Source organism: Nocardiopsis lambiniae, assembly GCF_031845465.1.
GTDB lineage: Bacteria > Actinomycetota > Actinomycetes > Streptosporangiales > Streptosporangiaceae > Nocardiopsis > Nocardiopsis lambiniae.
This window is the reverse complement of the sequence record NZ_JAVREP010000010.1, coordinates 97598-117800: the sequence shown is the minus strand read 5'-3', so window position 1 is coordinate 117800 and position 20203 is coordinate 97598. Positions and strand designations below refer to the sequence as shown.

Genomic DNA, 20203 nt, shown 5'->3' with positions numbered 1-20203 from the left:
CCCTCCAGGTTAGGAGTGGGCGTCACCCCGATGCGTCGGTCCGGGGGAAGGTCACAGCGGCCACCACGGGGCGTCGGTCACGCTCCCGAGGAGGTCGAGGGTTCCGAGGCCGAAGCGGGCGCCGGCCTCCAGGCCGGTGGCGAGGAAGGCGACCAGGAGGATCACGACCAGGACGCGGGCGGGCCATCGGGATCGGCGGGGGGCCTCGGGAAGGTCCTCGTCCTCCTCGCCGTCGAGCCAGGGCCGGCCCAGGCGGGCGACCTCGCGGCGCGAATCCTGGAGTTCGGCGTGGTAGTGGTCGCGTTCGTCGCGCACCCGTTGGAGTTCGGCGCGTTCGGCCCGCACGGCGGCGCGGGCGTCGACGAGGTCGACGCGGGCCTCCTCCGGGCCGTACTTGGTGAGCCAGCGTTCCAGGCGGGCCAGGGGGAGGTCGACGTACTGGGTGGGCCAGTTGTCCTCGGGGGCGACGTGGTCGTCGGGTTCGGGGGCGGTCTCGGTGGCGTAGTCGGGGGCGGCGGGCGGGTCCGGGTCGAGGGTGGCGGAGAGGTGGTCGTCGGGTTCGGAGGCGGGAAAGAGGGGCGGGGCGTCGTCCGGGAGCCGTTCGGGGGCGGGTGGGAGCTCCTCGGCGACCGGGGGTTCGGCGCCGGGGCGCGCGGGGCGACCGCCGAAGGCGCCCTCGGCGAGCGCGCGGACCCGGTCGGAGCGCGGTGCGCGGGGCTCCTCCCCCGGGGCGTCGTCGGGGCCCGCGGTGTCGGAGGTGTCGGGGCGGGCGAGGCGTCGGCGGAAGAGACCGGTGCGGATGGGAGAGGGGGAGCGCCGTACCGCGGGCGGCGGTTCCTCCTCGGCCACGGGCTCGGCCCCGACCCCGACCTCGGCCCCGGGTTCGGGGTCCGGGTCCGGGTCCGGCGCCGGGGCGATGCGGGGCCTGCGCGACTCGTGGGGTTCGGGGGCGTCGAAGATGCGCGGGGGGCGCTCCCGTCCCGGCCGGGCGGTGCCCGTGGCGGCGGGCTCGGGGTCGGGACCGATGAACGTCTCGGTGTGCGCCGGGGCGAGGCGGGGGCGCCGGGACGTGAGGGTGTCGTCGTCGACGGGTTCGGGCCAGAGCGCCTCGTCGCCCTCGGGCGGGGACGGGGCGGGGTCCGAGGCCGCCTCCACGGCGGCGCGCCCCGTGGGGATCTGCGACTCGGTGGGGAGCCGGGGTCCGGTCTCCTCGGTTCCCGGTGGTTCGACCTCGGGCAGGTCGCAGGCGGCGTCGGCCGCCTCCCGGGACGCCCAGGCGCGAGCCGGGGCACCGTCGGGGAGCGCCCCGGTGCGGGGCGGGCGGGAGGAGGAGAGGAGACCGCCGTGGGCGGGGGTCTCCCCGGGGAGCGGTTCGGCCTCGGGGAGGTCGTCGTCGGGGTCCACGGTGTCGGCCACGAATCGGCGGGTGCGCGACGCCCCCTCCGGGAGGGCGGCGCGGTCCGGTCCGTCGGGACCGCCCGGCCACAGGTCCTCGTCGAGGGAGGGGGAGTCCGCCGCGTCCCGTTCCGTGGGCCACCGCGGTCCGGGCGCGGGAGCGTCCCTCGCGGAAGGTGTTCCCGGGGTGGTCCCGTCGGACGGTCCCCCGATCGGGGGGACGTCGTCGGGCCCGTCGAACCGTACGGGTGCGCTCGGGGGCCGGGCGTCGTCGGTGGACGGGGACGGGCGGCCGTCAGGGGTTTCCGTCGCGGGTCCGGGGTCGTCGGAGGGCAGAACCTCGGTCGGGGGGACGAGGTCCAGGGGAGCGGGCGCGCCCGGATCCACCGGGACCGGGACATCGTCGGTGGACCGGGACGATACACCGAGGGGGCCGGGGGTGGTGGGGCGGGCCCCGAGGCGCGTATGCGCTTGCGAGGCGGTCCGCCCGGCGTCGGTCGGCTCCGCCGTCGAGGTGTCGGAGGGCCGGGCGGGGGCACCGGGGCGCGCGTTCTCGAAAGCGGGTCGTGGAACGGTGGACGTCTCCTCGTCGGTGAGCGCCGGCGCGTCCGGCCCGATGGACGCCGGAAGGTCGTCGGAGGGCTCGTCGGCCGCCCCCGGAACGGACGGCTCGTCCCCGGGCGCCGTCGCGGACGCGGGCGTGTCCGGCCCGGTGCCCGCCGAAGGAGCGGCGGCGGACCGGTGGGCGTCGTCCGGGTGCCCCTCCCGCCACCCCCGGGGCGGGTGTGGCTCCGGGATCGGCGGAAGGACCGTACCGGACTCGGGGTGGTCGCCGGGCGGCGCCGTCGGGGGGAGCACGCCGGTGAGCAGTGAGTCCCGGGTCCGCGGGAACCCGTCCGCCTCCTCCCGGGCGGCCCGGGCCGGAGCCGGGGTCGGGGCGGGGTCGAGCCAGTCGACGAGCAGGTCACGGCGGTCCGTGAAGGTCGGCGCGTCCGGGATGCCGCGCTCGGCGAGGTGCGCGGCGAGCGCGTCGCCGCCCTCGTCGCGCAGAACGCCCACCAGGCGTTCGGCGACGGTGCGCAGGTCCGTGCCCGGCGGCCGGAGCAGCGGCCCCGGCCCGTCGCCGGGCGGACCGAAGGCGATGTGCTGGGTGGAGTCGGCCGGCACCGGGTCGTAGGTGGACAGCGACCAGTCCCACCCCGCCGCCGGGATCGTTCCCCGGGGGGTGAGCACGTCGTACAACGTCCGGTGCATCCCCCACAGGAAGCGCAGCTGGACCGCCTGCCACAGGTCGGCGCGGTCCGGTGCCAGGAGGACGCGCACCGGCCGCTCGGGGTGCTCCAGCGCCGAGGCGACCCCCTCGACCAGGAGTTCGCGGTCACCGACGGTGAGATCGGCGGCGCGGCGGTCCCGGGTGCGCACCGCCCCCGGTGCCGCCGACCGTTCCCAGGGTTCGGGAGCGTCCAGGACGGACATGGTGCCCCAGCCCGCCTTGGGCGGGCGGCGCGGGTGGGGGCGGGTGTTGGGGTTCTCGTGCAGGGACAGGATCCGCGGCAGGGTCAGACCCTCGGCCGGGCCGACGATGGCCCAGGCGTGCGCGGTGTCGACCTCCCCGGGCCAGCGGTAGACGAGCGCGCCCTGTCCGTCGGGGTAGGCGCGCGCCCACAGGGTCTCGGGGTGATCGGCGGGGTCGGGCAGACAGGCCCGGTAGTCGACGGTGAGCGCGGGTTGGAGCCGGTCGCGCCAGGCGCGCAGGGTGAGACGTGCGTTCTCGGTGAGGGAGGCGGCGGCGGGTCCGGGGCCGACGCGCCCCAGCAGGGTGGGATCGGCCCAGGCGAAGTGGATCTGGTGGTACACACTCTCGGGCAAGTGCCCCTCCCCACGGGTCGCCGGGGCGGCACGATCGGGGCACCGCCTCTAGGGAAGGTATCCGGTCAAAGCTCGGTAAAAACCGTGTTCGCGAACATGTGCACGACGAAACCGCGCGCTTCCTCAGGGGCCACTCCCGTCCCGGGGGCCTCCGAGGCCCCCGGGCGGCGGCTCCGACCTGCCGGGATCCCCGGAGGAGGCGGGTCGGAGCCACCCGGACACCGCTACGGGTGTCCGCTTTCGGCCGTTCTGCCGGACGCGGTGGACGCTCCGGTGGACGTCGGGCGACCGGACGAGGCCGCGCGGTCCGGTGGGCGGGTCACCCCGTCACGGAGAGGCCACCGCGCGTCCCCACGGTCAGTGGGCCTCGTCGAGGAGCCGTCGCTGTTCGGGGGTGAGCGTGAGGTCGACGGCCTCCACCGCCTCGTCGAGCTGGTCGACGCCGCTCACACCGACCAGGGGGACGACCCCTCCGGCGATGAGCCAGGCCAGCACCACCTGGTTGCGGGTCGCCCCCGTCTCCCGGGCGACCTCGTCCAGGGCGGCCAGCCGGTTGCGGGTGCCCGGGTGGTCGTAGGCCGGGCCGAGTGCGGCGGCGCGCTCGGGGCGGACGTAGGCGCCGCTCAGGAGCGGGGTGTAGGCCACCAGGGTCAGGTCGCGTCCCGCGGCGTTCTCGGCGCGCACGTAGTCGAGGAGTTCGGGGGTGACGTGCGTGAAGGCGGGTGATTCCAGCCGGACCTCGTGGCGGGGCTGGAGGTAGCTGTAGCGGTACTGGAGGACGGTGGGCCGGTGGCCGTGGTCCCCGGCGGCGGCCCTCGCGCGCTCCAACCGCCAGGTGCGGTGGTTGCTCATGCCCAGCAGGGAGACCGTGTCCTCGTCGACGAGGCGGGACAGGGCGGCCATGGTCTCTTCGAGCGGGGTGTGCGGGTCCTCCTTGTGCGTGTACAGCAGGTCGATGCGGTCCACGCCCAGACGTCGGCGGCTGCGTTCGGCGGCGGTGGCGACGACCTCGGCGGACAACCCCTCCTGGTCGTACGGACCACCACCGGGGACGGTGGGCTGCGCACCGATCTTGGTGGCGATGACGACCTCGTCGGTGATGCCGTTCGCGCGCCGCCAGCGGCCCAGGAAGGTCTCGCTCTCGTGGCCTTCGAAGCCCTCCACCCAGTACTGGTAGCAGTCGGCGGTGTCGACGAAGGTGCCGCCCGCGGCGATGAAACGGTCCAGGATGGCGGCGGAGGTGGCGTCGTCGGTCTGGCTGCCGAACTTCATGGCGCCCAGGCACAGGGCGCTGACCTTGCGACCGCCGATCTCGGTGTGGCGCATCAGTTCACGTCCTTGAGGGTGTGGGCGGTCTCGGCGGCGCGTTCGGCGAGCACGCCGAGGTAGTGGTCGATCTTGTGCTCGATGGCGCCCTGACGGTCGACGAGTTCGGCGATGCGGTCGTCGAGCCGGTTCTTGTGCTCTTGGAGCACCTCCAGGCGTTCGGGGATGGTGTGGTCCCCGTCCCGGACGAGTTCGGCGAACTCGCGCAGGCGCGCGATGGGCATGTCGGTGTCGCGCAGGCAGCGGATGAGGTGGAGGAGTTCGACGTCGTCGGTGCGGTAGCGGCGGTGTCCGCTGGGGGCGCGGTCGACCCGCCGCAGCAGCCCGGCCTTCTCGTAGTAGCGCAGGGTGTCCAGGGTGAGATCGAAGCGCTCGGCGATCTCACCGGGGGTGTAGTAGTCCCTCATGTGCTCCAGCATGGGACCTGGAGTGCGCTCCAGGTCAAGGGAGGAGGGGAAGAGGGGCTCCCCGTCAGCCGTGGTTGCCCTGGACCGCCCCGACCACGGAGGCGGTGAGGTTGTCGATGATCTCCTCTTCGCCCACCTCGGGGTGCTCCAGCCACCACTCCCCCGCCGCCTGGACCATGCCGACGACGGCGTGCGCGGTGATCTGGGCGCGCAGGCGGCCGGTGACGCGTCCTTCGACGAGCATGAGCTCGGCGAGTTCCTCGCCCAGGCGCCGGACCATCATGCCCAGGTCGCTGCGGGTGCGCTGGTCCTCGGAGGTGGCCCGGTCCATGAGGAAACGGTAGAGGTTGAGGTTCTGCGAGATCATCGACAGATAGGCGCCCACGGTGGTCCGGGCGCGCACCTCGAACTCGGTGTGCTGGTGCAGTTCGGCGCGGATGCGCTCGATGAGGGGGTCCACGTGGCGGCCGGCCAGGGCCCGGTAGAGGCCGCCCTTGTCGCCGAAGTGCCGGTAGAGGATGGGTTTGCTGATCCCGGCCTCGGCGGCGATGGCGAGCATGGAGGCGTGGGGTCCGTCGCGTTGGATGACGCGGTCGGCGGCGTCGAGGATGGCGCGGCGACGCTCGGGGTCGCGTCCCCGCCCGCCGCGCCCCCGGCGGACGGTGGGGACCTCCGACACGGTCGCCGTACCGGAGGCGTCATCGCCGTCGTTCATCGGTCACCGCCGCACGTCTTGGTAGGCCACAACGTTTCACCTTAGGGGTTGCGGAGGGCGGCCCGGTGCGGGGCCGGACGTGAACGGGGCCGGGGGCTCCGGCGGGGAACGCGGTGTCAGGACGGCAGGGCGATCCAGGTGGCCCACGCCTGGGCGAGGAGGCGGCCGTCGGCGTCGTACAGGGCGCTGCCGGTGCGGATCTTGCGGCCCTCGATGGACTCCAGGTGTCCGGCGACGACGTGGGTCCCACCGACGCGGGGGGCGCGCAGGGCCTGGACGGTGATGCGTCCCAGGACGGCGGGGCGGCCGGAGACGTCGCTGGACCAGCCTCCGGGGCAGTCGAGGGCGGCCCACACGTCGGGCAGGCCGACGGCGCCGGTGCCGTCGTCGAGGACCGGGTGCGGGGTCCAGGAGCAGGCGACGGTGCCGCCGACGCCGTCGGGGCCGTGGCCGGGGCGCACCGGACCGGCGAACAGGCGTAGGCCGTCGCCTTCGGCGCGTTCGGGACCACAGCTGTAGCAGCGGGGGAAGGGGTGGAGGGTGAGGCCGGGGTAGCGGCTCTCGGCGTCCTTCGCGGTGGCGGGGTCGATGGGGTCGCCGGGAACCGCCGGGGTGTCGGGGACGACGACGGTCTCGGCCTCGGCGATGAGGCGGGCCTTGGCGTCGGCGGCCTCGGGGTCGATGAGCCGCGCGGGCGCGTCGGCGGGCCCCTCCACGGTGAGCGGACGGCCCAGGGGCGGCGGGGTGCGCAGGGTGACCTGCACGGCGGGTCCGCCGACGGTGGTGAGCCGGGCGGCGAGCAGACCGGCGCTGTAGCCGCCGTTGCCGGAACCGTCAGGGCCGTTGTGCGTGGTGGGAATGGTGATGGTGGGGGCGCCGTTGCCCGTGGTGGCGTGCATCACTCCAGGGTAGGGGTGGGACGTCTCCCGCCGCCAGGACGCCCCCGGACGACGACCCCCGGGAGCGGTAGCCGGGCGCCTCCTGCACCGGTACGGCCGCACCACGCGGTGCGGCGGTCCACGGGGAAGGGTGCGCGGTCGGCACCCCACCGGGGGTCACGCGTCTTCGGGGAGGGCCCCGGCCGGGCGGGCCGACGGCCACTCCCCCAGGCGGCGGAAGTCGGCGTCGAGCAGGCCCAGACGCGGGTCCACCCGGTGCAGGAGGGCCGCGCCCGGATGGCGTCGGCGCACCAGGGCGACGTCCCGGTCGGTGATCATGTCGTCCACCCAGGCGAAGGGGCGCCCGTCGGCGTACTCGACCAGGGTGGTGGTCTTGAAGCAGAGCCCCTCCGCGGCGGTGGACCAGTGCGGCAGTTCCACCACCGGGAGTTCGGGCAGGCCCAGGACCGGCCCGATCATCGTGTTCGCGTCGTGCTCCCAGGTGGTGGCCCACACCAGGGTGTAGGGCAGGGCGAGCAGCCGTTCGCCGTGGTCGGGGCGCAACCACACGCGCAGGGGACGGGGGGTGTCCTCCCATCCGTGCGGGCGCAGGCGGTGGGTGGTGTACCCGTCGGGGCGGCGTTGGGCCTTGGCCCGGAAGGGGTTGAGCGGGCCGTCGACGTCCAGGAACAGCAGGGGGCGGTGGGACACGGGGCTCCTGTGGGGGTGGGGGGCGCCGGGGCCCATCCTAGGGACGGGACGGATCGGCGCCCGGAAGGGGATGCCGCGTTCGGGAGGTGCGCAGGGCCGCGCGGCGCAGCAGCCGGACGTACCACCCCCAACGGGCGGGGGTGCGGACGGTGCCGGTGAGGGTGCGTTCGGCGCGGTCCAGGCCGTCCTCCAGGAGGGCGTCGTGGAAGGGCCGGAACAGCAGGGGCCAGGTGAGCAGGGCGGGCCCGCGGGCGCGCATCCGGAGCAGGTGGCCGAGCACGGCGCCGCCGTCGGGTTCGGGGACGACGGTGAGTTCGTGGAAACCGTCGAAGCCGCGCGGGGCCGAGAAGCGGAAGCGTACGCGCTCCCCCGGCGTGTACTCGACGACGGTGTAGCGAACGGGGCCGTGGCCGCCCGCGGCGCCGACCCCGAGGGGACGGTCCAGGCGCATGGCGGGCCAGTGGTCGGTGGGCCAGAGGCCGTCGGTGTCGGAGGCCAGGCCGTCGAGGAGGGCGCCGACCTCGGCGGGGGACGCCGTCAGGCGGCGTCGGTGGACGTTGTGGACGCGCATCGGGTGGACCTTCCATTTTTAGAGGGGTGTCTCTAAAAACCAGTGGAGCATAAAGTCCCTCCCATGGGAAGACCCTCGCGCTTCGACACCGACGCCCTCGTGGAGACCGCCATCACCGTGGCCGCGCGGGGCGGGCCGGCGGCGGTGACCATGGTCGCGGTGGCACGGGCCGCCGGGGCGCCCAGTGGTTCGCTGTACCACCGGTTCCCCGGGCGGCCGGCGTTGCTGGCCGCCGTCCGCTTGGAGGCGCTGACCGATTTCCAGGAGGGGCTCCGGGCCGTGCTGGCGGTGGCGGACCCGCTGGCGGCGGCCACCGGGGCCGCCCGTCACGTGGTGGCCTGGAGCCGGACCCGTCCGGACCGGGCGCGCGTACTGCTGTACTCCCCCGTCGACTTCGAGGTGGAGCGGTGGCCCGCGGCCGAGCGGGAGCGGATGGAACGGGGCAACGCGCGGTCGGGGGCCGCGCTCGTCGGGATCGCCGAGGCGTTGCGCGCCCCGGAGGAGTCCGCCGGGACCGCGTTGGAGCGGACGCGGATGGCGGTGGTGGATCTGCCGCTGGCCCTGGTCCGCCGGTATCTGTCGGGCGGTGGGGAGATCCCGGCCGAGGCGGAGGACGCGGCTGCGGACGCGGCGTACCGGCTGCTGGCGCCGAGGCCCTGAGAAGGCCGCCCGGGGCCGCGCCGCCGGGCGGTCCGCGCCCCTGGGCCGGCCGGGGGCCGAGGGGCCGCACACCGATTCCGTGATCCGGTTCCACCCCGGCCACGGGCCCGCTCCGTGCCCGAAGAGCCGTAGGCCGACTTCCGGGAGCCGCCCTCACGTGGGGCGTGGGTCACGGGTTCAGGACCAGCGGGCGCGCGCCTCCAGGGCCCCGTCACCGGCCAGGAGGGTCGACACGCCTCCGTCGTCGTCGATGGTCCGGGGGCGCAGCGTCCCCCGGAACGCCCGGGTGAGCACCCGCACACGGCCGGGACCGCCGCCGGTGAGGACGCGCAGCATCCAGGGCGCCCCGGGGTCGGCGGCATCGGCCGGGACCGCCAGGTGGAGGGTCACCTCGGCGGACCGAGAGGTTTCGGCCCCCTGGTGGGAGGCGGTGTAGGAGACCATGCGCAGTACGGCCGAGGAGGGCGTGTCGGTGGTCTCCTCCGCCCGGGGCGCGGCCTGCGCGGCCAGTTCGCCGGCGAGCCGACGGGCCTCGGGCAGTTCCTCCGTCCCGGAACGGCGGGACACCCGGTCCAGGGCCGCGGCGAACCAGGGGGCCGTCTCGGGTCCGCCGCGGCGGACCCACTCCAGGGCCAGTTCGCGAAAGGCCCGTTCGCGGCGCCGCCGGGACAGGTGTGCGCCGGCGGCCACGATCGCCGTACCCGCGCCGGCCAGGGCACGGCAGAGGGCGGGGGTCGGCACCCGGTCCCCCTCGGGCCGCCGGCAGGTCGAGCGGATCCTCGTCATGATCCAGGTCAGCAGATGGGAGACGGTCCTGGCGGCGGGCCCGTGGACGACGCCTTCGAGGGGGGCGGCCCCGTGGCCGCGATCCCATCGTCGGCGGAGTGTGGGAGGGACGTCCCGCTCGGCGCGGCGGCCCCGGGCGGAGAGGTGCCAGTGGTCGTCGCGGTTCCACAGGGTGGCTTTCCCCCCGCGCAGGAGCCCGTCGCCGAAGGCCACCGTGACCCCGGTGGGACCGCAGGTGAGGCGGACCCCCGGGGCGTCACGGGTGTCGAAGCGGACCTCGTCGACCTCGGGCAGGCGTACGTCCAGTTCGGCCGGTCCGGTCGGCCCGGCGACCCGGTGGAGGCGCTCGGCGGCGATGGTCACCTGCGCGGCCAGCCCGGTGCCGCGGCGCTCCACCGCCAGGGCCCGGATCGTGGCCGTGTCCAGGTCGTAGTCGGCGGCCAGGTCGGCGGCGACCTCCTCGGTGACCGGGACGACCACGGGTCTGAGGTTCCCGGCGTGGTCCCGGTGGGGAACGGGTTCGGGGGCGGGCGGCAGCAGTCCGTCGATGTCGTGGCCGGCCTCGGCGGCGCGCTCCACCATCCAGGCCCGTCTGCGGGGACCCCGGTCGGCCATCCACAGGAGGGCGTCGCGGGCGCGGGCCTCGCGCCGTCGTCGGCCGCGGGCCAGCGCGGAGAGGAACAGGGGGTGCGTGTTGTCGGCCCAGACGTCGGCGGCGGTGCGGGCCGTCTCCCGGTCGAGGAGGCGGGCGTCGGCCGTGGCGTCCTCGATCTGGACGAGGGAGCGGTCCAGGAGGGCGCCCAGAACGGCGAGGAGGGACGAAGAGCGCGGATCGGCGGGGGGCGGGGTGCCGGGCATACCCGGAATCCTGGCACATCCGGGCCGTGGAGACGAAGTGGGAGGGGCACGCCACGGGGCGGGTGCGGCGACGGGGAAACCCGCCGCACCCGCCCCGTGGCGTAGGACCCGGTCGGGGCCGGTGGCGGGTGTCGTCACCGACACCCGCCACCGTCGGAGCGCCCCGCCGGGCCGGTCCGGGGTGGGGCGGGCGGATTCCTCCACCCGCCCCGGGGGTCCGGCCCGGGGCCGGGGGCCGACTCCGCCGCGGGCCCGTCCGGCCCGCGGTGGCGTCAGCGGATCGGCAGGCCGGTGATGGTGCGGCCGATGATGAGCTTCTGGATCTCGCTGGCGCCCTCGAAGATCGTGAAGATGGTGGCGTCGCGGTGCCAGCGCTCCACGGGGTACTCCCGCGTGTAGCCGTTCCCACCGAGGATGCGCACGGCGTTCTGGGTGACGAAGGTGGCGGTCTCGCTGGCGTAGAGCTTGCTCATGGAGCCCTGCGCGCTGTCGAAGTCCTTGCCGTTGCGGGCCATCCAGGCGGCGCGCCACACCAGCAGGCGGGCGGCGTCGATGCGGGTGGCCATCTCGGCGAGGAGGAAGGCGACGCCCTGGTTGTCGCCGATGGGCCTGCCGAACTGCTCGCGCCGGGTGGAGTACTCCAGGGCGTACTCGTAGGCGGCGCGGGCGCAGCCGACGGCCATGGCGCCGACGGTGGGGCGGGAGGCCTCGAAGGTCTTCATGGCGGCCTGGCCCTTGGAGCGCCGTCCCTCCCGGGCGCGGGCGATGCGCTCGTCGAGCTTCTCCTTGCCGCCGAGGAGGCAGGAACCCGGGACGCGCACGTCGTCGAGGACGACCTCGGCGGTGTGGGAGGCGCGGATGCCGTGCTTGGCGAACTTCTGGCCCTGGCTCAGACCGGGGGTGTTCGGGGGGACGATGAAGGTGGCCTGGCCGCGCGAGCCCAGCTCGGGGTCGACGGAGGCGACGACGACGTGGACGTCGGCGATGCCGCCGTTGGTGGCCCAGGTCTTGGTGCCGTTGAGGACCCACTCGTCCTTGGCCTGGTCGTGGACGGCGCGGGTCCTGATGGCCGAGACGTCGCTGCCGGCGTCGGGCTCGGAGGAGCAGAACGCGGCGAGCTTGACGTCGTCCGCGGTGCCGAACATCTGCGGCGTCCACTCGAAGAGCTGTTCCTGGGTGCCGTTGGCGGCGACGGAGACGGCGGCCAGCCCGGTGCCGGTGATGGCCAGGGCGATGCCGGGGTCGCCCCAGTAGAGCTCCTCGAAGGCGACGGGGATGCCGAGGCCGCTGGGCTCCAGCCACTGGTTGGCGAAGAAGTCGAGGGAGTACAGGCCGATCTTGGCGGCCTCCTGGATGATCGGCCAGGGGGTCTCCTCCCGCTCGTCCCACTCCGCGGCGGCGGGGCGGATGACGTCGGCGGCGAACCCGTGGGTCCAGTCCCGGACCTCGCGAACGTCCTCGCTCGGTTCCAGGCTGAAGGCGGGCGCGGTGGCCTCACTCATGCGCTACATCCTTTGTCGGACCCTCCGGGGGAGGAGGGGGGAGATCAACTTGTGTTACCAACGGTAACACCGAGGGAGGGCGGGCACAATCGGGCCCCGTGGAGAACAGGACACCGGCCCGGCGGGGCATCGAGGCGGCGCCGCCACGGGGTGCGGCCCCCGGGTCGCGGCGCCACGGGGCCACGAACGGTCACGGGCTCCCGTGTGTCCGGGCGGGCCGACGGCGACCGCCGGGCTACCGTGACCGTGTGGAGATTCTGACCTTCCTCTTCTCCCTGGTGGCGGGCATGACCGGGATCATCCTGTGGCGTCTCGAATGGCTCAAGGCCCCACAGCACGCGTGGCGGGTCCGGCGGCACATCACCCCGCCCACCTCGGCGACCGCCACCGACGCACCGCGTCCCGGACGGGCCGACGTCCACGTCCTCTCCGAAGGCCGCGCCACCGTCTACAGCGTCGTGTGCACGCTTCTGGGCGAATCCGTCGCGGGTCGCCGACCCCGCGTCCACAAGAACCGGTTCTCCCCCGAATCCGATCCCCTCCACCTCTCCGCGCCCCTCCCCCACCCCGACCCCCGCGACCTGTGGGTGGAGATCACCTGGGTGACCTTCCGCCCCAACCTGCACCACGGCGAGCGCATCAACGTCCACACCGGGGAGTTCCTCCGCTGGCGCTGGTCGTGGACCTCCCTGAGGCTGGGCCGCCGCCCCGGCGAGGGCTGGTCCGGTGCCCGCGTGTACCGCGCCAAGGGTCGGTGGATCCACCACTCCGCCCGTCCCATGGCCCTGATCCCCGAGGACCGGTGAGTTCCGCCCGGGACGGCGCGCGGACGTCGTCCCGCCGCCACGGTGGCCCCGGACCACGGGGCACCGGGCCGGGAGGTCCGACCACGCGGGAGGGAGCCGCGCCTCCACGCCCACCGGGGCGCGTCGATGGGGAGGTCCGACCACGCGAAAGGGGGGTCGCGGCTCGCACCGCACCCCCCTCTTCCCGCCGGACCGGCTCAGTCGTCGAGGGCGTACTTCTCCAGGAACGTGTACACGTCGTGCTCGTCCACGCCGGGGAAGGTCCCCGACGGCAGCGCCGACAGCACGTGCGAGTGCGCCCGCGCCGACGGCCACACGTTGCCCTCCCAACGCGCGGCCAGGTCGGCGGGCGGGCGCACGCAGCACTCCCCGCTCGGGCAGTTGGACTTGGTGCGGTTGGTGGTCTCGCGACCGCGGAACCAGCGCGACTCCTTGTAGGGCACGCCGAGGGTGATGGCGAAGTTGCGCTCCCGGCTGGGGTCGACGTGCGCCACGCACCAGTGGGTGCCGTTGGGCTTGTCGGTGTACTGGTAGTAGATCGAGTACCGGTCGGGTGAGGCGAACACCTGGCGGCCCGACCACTGGCGGCACATGCGCTGGCCCTCGATGGCGCCGGTCTCGTCCGTGGGGAAGACCAGCCCGTCGTTCTCGTAGGCCTTGTAGATGATGCCGGTCTCGTCGTTGCGGATGAAGTGGCAGACCAGGTCCAGGTGACGGTAGGCCAGGTTGGTGAACCGGTGCGCGGCCATCTCGTAGGACACCGAGTAGACGTCGCGCAGGTCCTCCACCGACAGGTCGCGGGCCTGCTTGGCCTCCTGGAGGTAGGTGACGGCGGTGGACTCGGGGATGAGCACGGCCGCCGCGAAGTAGTTGGCCTCCACCCGCTGGCGCAGGAAGTCGCCGAAGTCCTTGGGCGTGCGGTGGCCGAGCACGACGTGGCCCAGGGTCTGGAGGAGGATCGTGCGCGGGCTGTGCATGCCCAGGGTGGTCTCGCGCTTGAGGTAGATGCGCCGGTTGACGTGGTCGGTGAGGGAGCGCACCGAGCGGGGCAGGTCCTGCACGTACCGGAGGCTGAACCCGTGGTGGGTGGCGATCGCGAGGATCTGCCCCTGGGAGAGCGCGCCGGCGGTGTAGTTGACGGCGCCCAGGGTCTCGGCGGCGGACTTCTCTATGTGCTCGAAGTAGTTGCCGCGTTCGCGCATCTGTCGGCGCAGGTCCGCGTTGGCCCGCCGGGCCTCCTCCGGGGTGGCGGTGGGCTTGGCGCTGCGGCGCTTGAGTTCGTCGTAGAGGCCGACGATGTGTTCGAGGACGTCGTTGGGGACCCGCTTGCCGACCTTCAGGTGCGGGAGGTTGAGGGTCTGGTAGACGGGGTCGCGCTGGGCCTCCTCCACGGAGATCTCCAGCTGGGCGCGCCGGCTGGGGGGCTGCTTGGAGAGAAGTTCCTCGACGGAGACGCCGAGGCAGGAGGCAAGGGACGTGAGGAGGGAAAGCTTGGGTTCACGTTTGCCGTTCTCCAGCAGGGAGAGCTGGGAAGGCGCCCTTCCCACACGTTCTCCCAGGTCAGACAGGGTCATGCCGCGCGCTCGACGCAGATGACGGAGCCGCTGGCCGAAGGTGACGAGATCTAGGTCACCTGTCAAAGACGGTATTTCTTCAGCACCAAAGTACGCCATGCGTTCATCTTACGGAAAGAATCGACGATCTTCACCCGATTTCGAGTGGAAAAGCTCTGGATCTTCCCTAAGAATCATAGTTACCGGCGGGGAACTTACCGCCCAGGGGCTCCCCCCCTGGCCCCGGGCAGGCCCTCCCCTCGACCGGTGTGAACACCTTGGGGACTACACGTAAGGCGGGAACGCACATGAGCACCAGCGCTCGACGTCAGGAAGCCAGCGCGGCACTCCAGCGGGAGTGGGAGACCGACCCCCGGTGGGCCGGGATCGAGCGCACCTACTCCGCCGACCAGGTGGTCAAGCTCCGCGGCTCGATCACCGAAGAGCACACGCTGGCCCGCGCCGGTGCCGAGCGTCTCTGGAAGCTCCTGCACACCGAGGACTACGTCAACAGCCTCGGCGCCCTCACCGGCAACCAGGCGGTCCAGCAGGTCCGCGCCGGCCTCAAGGCCATCTACCTCTCCGGGTGGCAGGTCGCGGCCGACGCCAACCTCTCCGGCAACACCTACCCGGACCAGAGCCTGTACCCGGCCAACTCCGTCCCGGCCGTCGTCCGCCGCATCAACAACGCCCTGATGCGCGCCGACCAGATCACCTGGGCCGAGGGTGACGAGAACGCCCCGCACTGGCTCGCCCCGATCGTCGCCGACGCCGAGGCCGGCTTCGGTGGCGTCCTGAACGCCTACGAGCTCATGCGCGGCATGATCGCCTCCGGCGCGGCGGGCGTGCACTGGGAGGACCAGCTGGCCTCCGAGAAGAAGTGCGGCCACCTGGGCGGCAAGGTGCTCATCCCCACGGGACAGCACGTCAAGACCCTGAACGCCGCGCGCCTGGCCGCCGACGTCGCCGGTGTCCCCTCGCTGGTCATCGCCCGTACCGACGCGCAGGCCGCCACGCTGATCACCAGCGACATCGACGAGCGCGACCAGCCGTTCGTCACCGGTGAGCGCACCGCCGAGGGCTTCTACCGCTTCCGCAACGGCGTCGACGCCTGCGTCGCCCGCGGCCTGGCCTACGCCCCGCACTCCGACCTGCTCTGGATGGAGACCGCGACCCCCGACCTGGAGGTCGCCCGCAACTTCGCCGAGCGCATCAAGGCCGAGTACCCGGACCAGATGCTGGCCTACAACTGCTCGCCGTCCTTCAACTGGAAGCGTCACCTGGACGACGCGACCATCGCGAAGTTCCAGCGCGAGCTGGGCCACATGGGCTACAAGTTCCAGTTCATCACCCTGGCCGGCTTCCACTCGCTCAACTACTCGATGTTCAACCTGGCCAAGGGCTACGCCCAGAACGGGATGACCTCGTACGTCGAGCTCCAGGAGGCCGAGTTCGCGGCGGAGGCCGACGGCTACACCGCGACCCGCCACCAGCGCGAGGTCGGCACCGGCTACTTCGACACCATCAGCACGACCATCGCCCCCGAGGCCAGCACCACGGCTCTCACCGGTTCCACCGAGGAAGACCAGTTCTCAGCGGCTCACTGACCCTGGTCTTCTTTCCCCGGCGGTCGTTCCTCCCCGCTTTCGTGGCTGGGGCGGGGCGGGACGGCCGCCACCCCCTAGCCGTCGGCCATGCGCGATCCGTGTCACACGCGCATGGCCGGCGGCTTGTGCCGACGGCCGCTCCCCGTTCCCGGGGGGCGGCCGTCGTCGTGTCCGGACGACGACGGGCACCGCCACGGCCGGGACGGCGACGAGTGTGACGGCGGTAAGGACGACCGGCCGTCGAGGTCGGTGATCGCCCGGCGCCCGGGGCGCGTAGATTGCGTCTCGTGAGAGACGAGATCCGCCCCGACCGGCACCCTTCCCCCTCCGAGGAGGGCCCCGCCTCCGCGCGGACGCCCGCCGCCCCCGGCATCGGCCTGCCGGGGGCGACCACCCTGCGGTGGGAGATCGTGTGCCTGTTGGCGTTGTCCCTGGGCGCCGCGGCCGTGTCGGCGACCATCAGCTTCCTCGGCGTGCTCACCGCGACCGAGTCCCTGGCCGAGCACACCGCCAGCCTGGTGCGCCCCCAGGCCGACGAACGGCCGTGGCTGGACCTGTCCTGGCAGCTGTACCGGGTGGCGGTGGGGCTGGTCCCGGTGCTGCTGGTGGGGTACCTGCTGCACCGGTCCGCCGAGTCGATGCGCACCATCGGGTTCGATCCGCGCAGGCCCGGGTTCGACCTGGGCTCGGGGGCGCTGCTGGCGGCCCTGATCGGGGCCGGCGGCCTCGTCGTCTACGTGGTCTCGTGGCGCTTGGGCATGACCGTGACGATCGCCCCCAGCGCCCTGGAGGGGAACTGGTGGGACGTGCCCGTGCTGATCCTCCAGGCCGCCAAGAACGGGATCCTGGAGGAGGTCGTGGTCGTCGGCTACCTGCTGCACCGGCTGGGGCAGCTGGGGTGGTCGCCCTGGAAGGCGGTGGTGGCGAGTTCGGTGCTGCGCGCCTTCTACCACCTGTACCAGGGGGTGGGGATGTTCTTCGGCAACCTGGTCATGGGGCTGGTGTTCGGCTGGTTCTATCACCGGTACGGCCGGGTGATGCCGCTGGTGGTGGCGCACACGATCATCGACATCGTGGCGTTCGTCGGCTCGGTGTACCTCATCGGCCACCTGGACTGGCTGCCCGGCTAGGACGTGTTCGACGGATCATTCCGCCTCGCGGCGCAAACGTCGAACCGGACGAAGGCATCCGCCTCGTGCCCTGGGACCCGCCCCGGGGCGCGCGACCATCGGACGGTCCTCGCGTCCCGGCTCGCGGGAACCGGCCTCAGGGCCGGGCGGTGGACCCTCGTCGCCCGTCGCGGGCGGCGAGGGCGTCCTCCAGGTGACGGGGACGGCCCAGCAGCCAGCCCGTCACGGCGTTGACCAGGACCAGGGCCAGCAGCAGCAGGAGCGGGGCGTGCCAGCCGCCGCTCAGCTCGTGGAGCAGACCGAACAGGAAGGGACCGGTACCGGCCATGAGATAGCCCAGGCTCTGGCTCGTCGCCGACAGGGCCGCCGTGCCCTCCCCCGTACGGGTGCGCAGCGCGAACGAGGTGAGGGCGTACACGAAGCTGCCCATACCGACGCCGATGAGGGTGGTCCACACCCACACCCCGTTCATCGGAGAGAACCACAGCCCGCCCAGCCCCACCAGATAGGACAGGGAGAACATCAGCACGAAGGGCCGCTGGTCGCGCACCCGGGTCAGCAGGGTGGGCAGCACCAGGGACATGGGGATGCCGAGCAGCGTCAGGTAGGACAGGGCCAGCCCGGCGCTCTGGGCGCTCATCCCCTGGTCGCGCAGCATCTGGGCGTACCAGCCGAACATGATGTAGGCCACCGACGACTGTGTGCCGAAGTACAGCATCGACTGGAGGCCCACGCCGGTGGACAGCACCCGGCCGAAGCCGAACCTCCGGGTGGAGCCGCCGGGGGTGGACCCGTGGCGCAGGACCAGCAGCCACGGCACGACGGCGATCAGGCCGAACAGGGCGTAGGAGCCCAGGGCGACGCGCCACTGACCGGTCGAGTCGTACAGGGGCACGGTGGTGGCCGCGGCGATGGTGGTGCCCAGGGCCAGGGCCGTGGTGTAGACGGTGGTCATCAGCCCGACCCGGTGCGGGAAGTGCTGCTTGACCAGGACCGGGAGGATGACGTTGCCGATCGCGCCGCCCGACAGGGCCAGCACGCTCAGGGCGAGGAACGGCAGCGGGGATCCGACCAGGGCGCGTCCGCCCAGACCGAGGGTGAGGGCGGCCAGGGCCAGTACCAGGAGTCGATGCGAGCCGAGCCGGCGGGACAGCGAGGGCGTGAGCGCCCCGAAGAGCGCGAAGCTCAGCACGGGCAGGGTGGTGAGGACGCCGGCGCCCACGGCGGTCATCCCCAGCGCTCCGGTGACCTCGCCGAGGAGGGGGCCCACACTGGTGATGGCCGTGCGCAGGTTGAGGGCCGCCAGGGCGATACCGGCGGCGATCAGGAACAACGCTCCGACCGATGGGCGGTCCGGGGTGTTCCCGTCCTGAGGGCGACGATTCGTCTCGCTGTTCCGGGGAAGGACTCGGGTACTCATGGAAGGCGACTCACAGATTCGTAGGATGACCCGATGTACTGCATGAGGATAACGCATTGACGTTCGAGACCAATTCCGGTCCGTGACTGGTCTAAGCTCCGGCCTTAACCGACCGCATCCGTACGCTGGCCCTGTCATCCGGCGACCCGCCCCTAGGAGGTAAAAGCGTGCCCCTCGCCTCGACACGCCGGACCGGTCTCGTCGACCAGGTCATCAGTCAGTTACGAGCCCAGATCGACTCGGGTGAGTGGGGCATCGGCGACCGCATCCCCACCGAGTCGGAACTGTCGGAACAGCTCGAAGTGGGCCGGAACACGGTCCGCGAGGCCGTACGGGCCCTCGCGCACGCGGGCCTGCTGGAGATCCGCCAGGGGGCGGGCACGTTCGTGCGCGCCTCCAGCGAACTCGGTGGAGCCCTGCGCAGACGCCTGGAGCGCTCGCGCGTGCGCGAGAACCTGGAGGTGCGCCGCGCCCTGGAGGTCGAGGCGGCCCGCCTGGCGGCGCTGCGCCACACCGAGGAGGACATGGCCGACATCGACCGGGCCATGGCCCTGCGCGAGTCCACCTGGCGCGATCGGGACATGAGCGCGTTCGTGGAGGCCGACTTCACGTTCCACCGCGCGGTCGTCAACGCCACCCACAACACGCTGCTCATCGACCTGTACGACGACATCGCGCAGGTGGTGTACGCGAGCATCGCGCACACGGCCTATGAGAAGAACGAGGAGGAGGGCGCCGCTCCCACCCCGACCGGGGACGGGATCGACCACTCCAAGCTCACCGAGGCCATCCGCGCCGCCGACCCGACGGCCGCGGTGCGCGAGGCGACCTGCTACATCGACGAACTGCTCTCGCTGACCGAGGAGTGAGCGGCCCGGCCGCGCCGCGGCCCCACCCCTGGGGGCGTCCCCTTTCCAGGGTCGGGGCCGTTCGCGCGTGCGGAACCGGCACACCCCCGAGCCGGATGTGGCACCCGGGACGGGTCGAGCACACGAGGCACCCCGGGACCGAGGTCACCGTCCCACCTCGGGCCGGCATGAGAGCCGAACCGCACGTGACTCCCGGGACGCGCGGGGCTACTCGCCGCCGTAGGCCTCGCCGAGCGCCGGGCGCGAGGACAGGCGCGGCCGGGACTGGTCGCCCCCGGAACCGCGCGCGGCCCCCTCACGGCGACCGCCCAGGGGCCTGGTGCGCGCGCCGGGGCGCCGGCTCCGGGTCTCGACCGCGCCCTCCCAGCCGCTGACCCGCGACGGGTCCAGCCCGAGCAGGTCCAGGGTGCTCTCCCCGGCGCACACCGCGTCGATGATCTCCCGCTCGCGCGTGATGCTGTCCATCGTCTCGGCGATGATGGCGCTGACCTGCCCCCGGGGCAGGCACACGACGCCGTCGTCGTCGGCCACGATCCAGTCGCCCCGGCGCACCGGGAGGGGGACCGGCCCCACGGTCGTCATGGTGATCTGCTCCCCGACCGAGCCGCCCGCCTCCGGACGCGCCTCGCGCACCGCCACCCCCGCGCCGAACACGGGCAGTTCGCAGCGGGCGATGGCGGCGACGTCGCGCACGCACCCCTCCAGGACGATGCCGGTCACGCCGCGGGCACGGGCGGCCACCGCCAGGATCTCGTCGATGTAGCCGTACTCGGTCTCCCCCGAGACGTCGACGACCAGGGCGGCCCCGGGGGGCGCCTGGGCGATGGCGACGTGCAGGGCGAGGTTGTCCCCGGGGGCGCAGCGCACCGGAAAGGCGGTCGCCGCGAAGGAGGCCCCGGGCCAGACGGAGAACAGATCGGTCCCGAAGGGTCGGGCACCGCACCTGGCCAACGCCACCGTGCCCACAGCCGTCAGTGTGTCCGCAAGCGCCATGTCTGCCTCCCGCTACACCCGCGCCCGGTGTGGCCGATTCGAACCGACCTCCTCCATACTCACGGGTAACTTAGGCGTGACGCAAGCCATACGTGGCGGAAACACGTAAAAATGCTACCGATGGTTACATTTGTCGGCGATCCGGCG

At 73.3% G+C, this 20203-nt stretch carries 17 protein-coding genes; 5 read left to right on the top strand and 12 right to left on the bottom strand.

All coding sequences use genetic code 11. The annotated features are described in order from the left end of the window. Positions 1-51: 51 nt before the first annotated feature. From RM479_RS16380 to RM479_RS16350, 7 genes are all read right to left on the bottom strand, one after another. Positions 52-3264 (bottom strand): hypothetical protein, encoded by a 3213-nt coding sequence (locus RM479_RS16380; RefSeq protein WP_311512583.1) that lies wholly within the window; start codon positions 3262-3264, stop codon positions 52-54. Positions 3265-3621: 357 nt separating this feature from the next. Further along, on the bottom strand, positions 3622-4590 hold the full coding sequence (locus tag RM479_RS16375; protein ID WP_311512582.1) for an aldo/keto reductase: 969 nt from the start codon (positions 4588-4590) through the stop codon (positions 3622-3624). After that, the gene (locus RM479_RS16370) at positions 4590-4997 is read right to left on the bottom strand and encodes a MerR family transcriptional regulator (RefSeq protein WP_311512682.1); all 408 of its coding nucleotides are present in this window, start codon (positions 4995-4997) and stop codon (positions 4590-4592) included. The genes RM479_RS16375 and RM479_RS16370 overlap by 1 nt, the downstream gene beginning before the upstream one ends. Positions 4998-5061: 64 nt before the next feature. Continuing rightward, entirely contained in the window at positions 5062-5712 is a 651-nt protein-coding gene (locus tag RM479_RS16365) for a TetR/AcrR family transcriptional regulator (RefSeq protein ID WP_311512581.1), read from the bottom strand. Between the two features lie 116 nt (positions 5713-5828). Then, positions 5829-6611 (bottom strand): hypothetical protein, encoded by a 783-nt coding sequence (locus RM479_RS16360; RefSeq protein ID WP_311512580.1) that lies wholly within the window; start codon positions 6609-6611, stop codon positions 5829-5831. A gap of 156 nt (positions 6612-6767) precedes the next feature. After that, the gene (locus RM479_RS16355; protein ID WP_311512579.1) at positions 6768-7301 is read right to left on the bottom strand and encodes an HAD domain-containing protein; all 534 of its coding nucleotides are present in this window, start codon (positions 7299-7301) and stop codon (positions 6768-6770) included. 37 nt (positions 7302-7338) lie between these two features. Next, complete coding sequence (locus RM479_RS16350) at positions 7339-7872, bottom strand: SRPBCC family protein (protein ID WP_311512578.1); 534 nt, start codon at positions 7870-7872, stop codon at positions 7339-7341. Positions 7873-7935: 63 nt separating this feature from the next. On the opposite strand from RM479_RS16350, the gene RM479_RS16345 reads away from it, so the two are divergent. After that, positions 7936-8532 carry a TetR/AcrR family transcriptional regulator gene (locus tag RM479_RS16345; protein WP_311512577.1) on the top strand — a complete coding sequence of 199 codons (597 nt, stop codon included), beginning with the start codon at positions 7936-7938 and terminating at the stop codon, positions 8530-8532. Between the two features lie 177 nt (positions 8533-8709). On the opposite strand, the gene RM479_RS16340 is transcribed toward RM479_RS16345, so the two are convergent. Next, positions 8710-10176, bottom strand: coding sequence for a hypothetical protein (locus tag RM479_RS16340; protein ID WP_311512576.1), 1467 nt, complete (start codon positions 10174-10176; stop codon positions 8710-8712). Between the two features lie 272 nt (positions 10177-10448). After that, positions 10449-11678 (bottom strand): acyl-CoA dehydrogenase family protein, encoded by a 1230-nt coding sequence (locus tag RM479_RS16335; protein WP_311512575.1) that lies wholly within the window; start codon positions 11676-11678, stop codon positions 10449-10451. Positions 11679-11926: 248 nt separating this feature from the next. On the opposite strand from RM479_RS16335, the gene RM479_RS16330 reads away from it, so the two are divergent. Beyond that, the gene (locus RM479_RS16330) at positions 11927-12484 is read left to right on the top strand and encodes a hypothetical protein (RefSeq protein ID WP_311512574.1); all 558 of its coding nucleotides are present in this window, start codon (positions 11927-11929) and stop codon (positions 12482-12484) included. A gap of 197 nt (positions 12485-12681) precedes the next feature. Here the strand turns inward: RM479_RS16330 and RM479_RS16325 are convergent, their stop codons facing one another. After that, positions 12682-14124 (bottom strand): helix-turn-helix domain-containing protein, encoded by a 1443-nt coding sequence (locus RM479_RS16325; protein ID WP_311512573.1) that lies wholly within the window; start codon positions 14122-14124, stop codon positions 12682-12684. Between the two features lie 221 nt (positions 14125-14345). Here RM479_RS16325 and aceA point away from each other — a divergent pair, with 221 nt between their 5' ends. Both aceA and RM479_RS16315 read left to right on the top strand, forming a co-directional pair. Then, positions 14346-15644, top strand: coding sequence for an isocitrate lyase (gene aceA, locus RM479_RS16320; protein WP_311512572.1), 1299 nt, complete (start codon positions 14346-14348; stop codon positions 15642-15644). 287 nt (positions 15645-15931) lie between these two features. Next, positions 15932-16774, top strand: coding sequence for a CPBP family intramembrane glutamic endopeptidase (locus RM479_RS16315; RefSeq protein WP_311512571.1), 843 nt, complete (start codon positions 15932-15934; stop codon positions 16772-16774). A 136-nt stretch (positions 16775-16910) separates the two neighbouring features. Here RM479_RS16315 and RM479_RS16310 read toward each other — a convergent pair whose 3' ends face one another. Next, complete coding sequence (locus RM479_RS16310; protein WP_311512570.1) at positions 16911-18194, bottom strand: CynX/NimT family MFS transporter; 1284 nt, start codon at positions 18192-18194, stop codon at positions 16911-16913. Positions 18195-18361: 167 nt separating this feature from the next. Between RM479_RS16310 and RM479_RS16305 the strand changes: the two genes are divergently transcribed. Further along, entirely contained in the window at positions 18362-19063 is a 702-nt protein-coding gene (locus RM479_RS16305; RefSeq protein WP_274808054.1) for a FadR/GntR family transcriptional regulator, read from the top strand. A 207-nt stretch (positions 19064-19270) separates the two neighbouring features. Here the strand turns inward: RM479_RS16305 and RM479_RS16300 are convergent, their stop codons facing one another. Further along, positions 19271-20029 (bottom strand): RraA family protein, encoded by a 759-nt coding sequence (locus RM479_RS16300; protein WP_311512681.1) that lies wholly within the window; start codon positions 20027-20029, stop codon positions 19271-19273. Positions 20030-20203: the final 174 nt, after the last annotated feature.